This window comes from Enterococcus villorum, from assembly GCF_007990225.1.
Taxonomy (GTDB): Bacteria; Bacillota; Bacilli; order Lactobacillales; family Enterococcaceae; genus Enterococcus_B; species Enterococcus_B villorum.
In genome coordinates this window covers 1-3,885 of record NZ_BJWF01000070.1, presented here as the reverse complement: position 1 = coordinate 3,885, position 3,885 = coordinate 1, and the positions used below count along the sequence as shown (strand labels likewise).

Here is a 3,885-nt window from a genome sequence, read left to right as displayed (position 1 = left end):
AAACGATGCTTTCACGACCTCTTCTTCTTAATTGAAGTAATCAGCGGTAGCTTTTTCATCGGCTTTTAATTGTTCAATTAGGGTTTCAACATTTGGAAACTTCACTTGATCTCTTAAAAAATGACACCAACGGATTTTTACATGTTCGCCATAGATATCTTGCGCAAAATTTAAAATGTATAATTCCACCGTCAATTCCCGATCATCGCCAAATGTATCGTTATGTCCAATGGATCCCATTGCTTGATACCAAGTGTCTCCTACCTTGATTTTAGCAACATATACTCCTACTCTTGGTAAATGAACCGTACTTTTTACCTTAATATTTGCTGTAGGAAACCCTAAAAGACGACCTCTAGCATCTCCATGTACCACAACGCCATCTACTTCATAAAAAGCGCCTAGTAATCGTGTCACTTCATCGATATTTCCTTGATCCAACAGAGAACGAATACGTGTCGAGCTAATTTTCTCACCGTTGTCTTCTTCTTTTGGCACAGTGACTACTTCAAATCTTTTTTTCGCATAAACTGGTAAGTGTTTGACATCCGCAATTTCTTTAGGACCATACGTATAATCAAATCCAGATACCACATATTTGGCATGAAGTCCTACCATATATTGATCCACAAAATCTTGTGGTGCTAAATGAGAAAAAGAAGAAGTGAAATCTATCTCATAAAGGTAATCGACCCCCAAAGAGACCATTTTTTCTTCTTTTTGTGCTAATGTCGTCAAATATTTCACTTGACTTGGATTAATTTTCTTAAATACAATGGACGGGTGTTGATTGAACGTCATCAAAGCTAGTTTCAATCCTTCTTTTTCCGCAATTTCTTTCCCAGTATGGATGACTCTTTGATGCCCTAAATGTACGCCGTCAAAAAAGCCTAAAACTAGTACTACGTCTTCTTCAGGGATTTGACTTGCTTGATAAGGATGTCTAATTTTGATAATTTTCATTTGTTATACCTCGTTCCTCAACACTTTGCTTGGTTTTAATTTATTTTTTTCATTTGGATTGGGTTGGTAGATACTAACGACTTTTCCTTGATAAAAGAGAGCAATTTCTTTTGTAGGCATTTCTTTTAAATGAAAGGCTTTATATTCTAAACGCATCCCATTTCTAACTTTTTCCCAAACCTCATGGCTAATGTCCACTCTTTTAAAACGAGCAACACCTATTTCTAACGGCAATAAATGTTCATCAATCGTTCCTGCATCATAATAATCGGCTACTTGTTGCAGTGTCATGGCCTGATGTTTCTCCATCCCTGCGCTTTTAGTCCGCGTCAAGTCAGACATATGAGCAGGATAACCCAATTTTTTCCCAGTATCAACGGCTAGTGTCCTGACGTAGGTGCCTTTTCCACAAGCTACTTCAAAACGCCATGATAATGTTCCTTTTTCTTTATCCCACTGTATGTCACTTGTTCTTTCAAACCGATAGATTTCTGCTTGCCGAACAGGTCGCTCAACTGTTTCGTTATTTCTAGCATATTCATAAAGACGTTTACCATTTACTTTCACTGCCGAATACATCGGTGGTATTTGGGTAATCTCTCCAATGAAACTTTTCATTGCTGCATCAATTTCTTCAACATCAATTAGGCGCTCCACTCTTTTTATCTCCACAGGCTCACCAGATTTATCTTCCGTCGTTGTACTAAACCCTAAAGTAATCTCGCCTTCATATACCTTACCTGATTCAGCTAAGTATTCGATGACTTTGGTTGCTTTTCCAATACAAATTGGTAAGATGCCATCAACATCCGGATCTAGTGTACCCCCATGTCCGATTTTCTTCGTATGTAAGATTTTCCTTAATTTAAATACACAATCATGGCTCGTCATGCCACGTTCTTTCCATAAAGGTAATAATCCGTCCATTCCTTTTCTCCACTCCTATAAATTGTCAACTGTGTCATTATAACACAACAAATAAAAATACTGACGTCTTTGCCCTTTTTCTCTACGTTTTTTTTCATTCAGCAATAAAATTGTAATAAAACTTCATCGTTATGTAAACACATACCATGTTATGCTTTTATTAAAGGAGGGGATACACATGGAAAATATTTTCTTTGCACCCTTTGATTGGCTATACAAGCTATTATCTGGTAAATAGACAAGAGTCTTCTTTCCCCAAAACGAGGTCAGAACAGACATGGTAAGCCTCAAGAAATAAGCCAACATTCACGAAAATTGTTTTTCCAACTTTTTGTGAATGCTGGCTTATTTTCCAAAGTGATCACTTCTGTTTCCAACATTTATTCAATTTTAGAGGATTAAAAATATTTACTTTTATCCCAAATTTATTTATTAAAAAAATGGTTCTCTAATCAGTATTCAAAGCTCAATTAGCTGGTTAAAAAAACTATTTCATATTATATACAGGTAGGATGAACCACACCTCACATAAAAAATTAGCGACTGATTTCTTTTTTTACGTGAGATGATTTTCCATGATTTGTTACACTTTTCTTTTCTACTGTAGAAAATGCTTTCTTTTGAGCCATCTTTATTTGTTTGTTCATTTGTTTTTTATCACTATACAATAACTGAATACTCTTTAATTTATTTACAACTTTTTCACAAGCAGCTTCATTTGCCCCATAATTTTTTAACTCATTTACTTTTTTGATAAAATAGTTCATTTCTTCTTTTCTCTTTTTAATCTCAGATTTTAGCTCTTCAGAATTTAAATGATTTGGAAGCTGATTCTGCATTAGCGTTTCCATATATTTTACTACTACTTTTCCTGCTACATTAGTAAATTCTTTTACTTTTTCCGAATTGTTAAGGTATATACTTGAAAGCCTAGTATTTTCTGTATCACTACGAATGAATAAATTACCAAAAAAATTTATCTGCTCTGGGTTGTTCCGCGAATTTTTATAATCTTTCGCAATTAGAATTTCTAAAACGTTCTGATCTCTTTTTTCAAGCATGGGCATTTTTACTTCTCCTTTACAATATGCTAACTTTTTTATATCTTTGTTTAAAATATACTATACTTTTTTTACATCATAAGAACCTATTTTTCTTTCAATTTGAAAAATTGTGTCATGATGAAAATAATGTTGTAATAGAAATAATCATTAAGTATTTTTAATTTTATGCTTCGTTTTAATCAGTTTTCTCCTTTTTTATGTTAAGTTTTTCCCATTTGAATATATAAAAATGATATTTTTTCACTTTTTATATTTGAAATTCTTTCAAGATTTAAACGAGTGAATAAACTTTTATTCTTTAAAATTGCTTACTCTTTTGTTCTAATTGAAAGAATCAGTTCAATAAATAAGAAATCGCTATTGACTTCTAAATACAAAGAGAGAAATTTCTTTTGTAGGCCTTTCTTTTAAGTGTGTCTAAAGTAAAAAAGTGGGTGAATCCTCAGATAAAAATTGAGGATTCACCCACTCTCTTTTTCTTAAAAATCAATAAAGTGACGAAGCAAGTTCTAAAAGAACAAATCACTTATTTTTTTCTTCATTCGTTTTTCTTCGTCTCCAATATAATATTAGGCCCACAACACTGACAAAGAAAGCACCTAATACAGAAAAGGCTGCATTTTTTGTTTCATTGGTTTTTGGTAAACTACCATCTGAATTGCTACTGTTATTACCATCATTGGCGTTATCCGCATGTTCTCCATCATTGTCGGTATTTCCTTCTTGACCTTCTCCAGCGTTATCATTGTCACCACTTACGATGCCTGTTTCCACTACATGATAAGTCGCTTCGGTTGTGGTTGAAAAAGCACCATAAGCACGATCTACATTCACGACTAATTTGGCTGTTCGTGTCCCTACAGAAGAGGTATCTATTTCTGTTTCAGGATCCAAGGTAACCGTGTAAGAATTTGCTGGTACAGGTCGCTCA

General features: G+C 33.9%; 4 protein-coding genes. All 4 read right to left on the bottom strand.

The window, feature by feature from the left end:
- Nucleotides 1–27: 27 nt before the first annotated feature.
- Nucleotides 28–963, bottom strand: a complete 936-nt coding sequence (gene ribF / locus EVI01_RS13190) for a riboflavin biosynthesis protein RibF (RefSeq protein ID WP_010752118.1) — start codon at nt 961–963, stop codon at nt 28–30.
- A 3-nt stretch (nt 964–966) separates the two neighbouring features.
- On the bottom strand, nt 967–1,890 hold the full coding sequence (gene truB, locus EVI01_RS13185) for a tRNA pseudouridine(55) synthase TruB (RefSeq protein WP_010752119.1): 924 nt from the start codon (nt 1,888–1,890) through the stop codon (nt 967–969).
- A 536-nt stretch (nt 1,891–2,426) separates the two neighbouring features.
- Entirely contained in the window at nt 2,427–2,957 is a 531-nt protein-coding gene (locus EVI01_RS13180; protein ID WP_010752120.1) for a hypothetical protein, read from the bottom strand.
- A 519-nt stretch (nt 2,958–3,476) separates the two neighbouring features.
- On the bottom strand, nt 3,477–3,885 hold a 409-nt coding region (locus tag EVI01_RS13175; protein ID WP_261766404.1), incomplete at its 5' end, for an LPXTG cell wall anchor domain-containing protein.